1 protein-coding gene is annotated in these 916 nt (G+C 66.6%); it reads left to right on the plus strand.

Features of this window, described 5'->3' with window-relative positions; translation table 11 throughout:
- A partial coding sequence (locus NO889_RS16360; RefSeq protein WP_256413282.1) for a phosphoadenosine phosphosulfate reductase family protein occupies positions 1 to 916 on the plus strand: 916 nt, incomplete at both ends.

Here is a 916-nt window from a genome sequence, read left to right on the forward strand (position 1 = left end):
GAGGGTCCGGGCGATTACCCGTCGCTCCAGCACAAGATCGAGAAGGCGGTCGAGGTCACGCGGCGGGGTCTCGAGCAGTACGACAACCCCGCGGTGATGTGGACGGGCGGGAAGGACTCGACGCTGACGCTGTATTTCATCACCGAGGTGGCCGAGCGGTTCGGCTACGAGAAGCCCACCGCGGTGTTCATCGACCACTTCCAGCACTTCGAGGAGATCACCGACTTCGTCGAGCGCTGGGCGGCTGAGTGGGGGATCGACGTCGTGTACGCGCGCAACGACGACGTGGGCGCGTACGTCGAGGAGCACGGCCTCGAGCCGGGCGACGACGTCCCCGTGGACGCGCTCTCCGAGCACAACCGGCACCACGTGCGGGAGATCCTCGAGTACGAGGAGGACACCTTCCCGTTTCTGTTGGACACGTACGTGGGCAACCACCTGTTGAAGACGGTGGCGCTCAACGACGCTTTAGAGGAGTATGGCATCGACGGGGTGATCTCGGGCGTGCGCTGGGACGAACAGGAGGCGCGCGCGGACGAGACGTTCTTCTCGCCGCGTCACGATCCCGACATCTACCCGCCGCACGACCGGATCCAGCCGATTCTCCAGTTCGACGAGCGCGACGTGTGGGACGCGTTCTGGCAGGTCGTCGTCCCGGAGACGGTCGAGGGGTTCCCCGAAGAGGGGTACGTCCCCGAGTCGGCCGAGGACCTCCCCGAGGGCGTCACCCAAGCGGACGTGCCGATCTCGCCGAAGTACTTCGCGGGGTTCCGCTCGCTCGGCAGCGAGGTCAGCACCGAAAAACCGACGGGCGAGCCCGCCTGGCTCCAGGACCTGGAGAACACCACCGAACGCGCCGGCCGCGCCCAGGACAAAGAGGACCTCATGGAGCGGCTCCGCGACCTCGGCTACATGT

Source organism: Halorubrum rubrum (genome assembly GCF_024494685.1).
Classification (GTDB): domain Archaea; phylum Halobacteriota; class Halobacteria; order Halobacteriales; family Haloferacaceae; genus Halorubrum; species Halorubrum rubrum.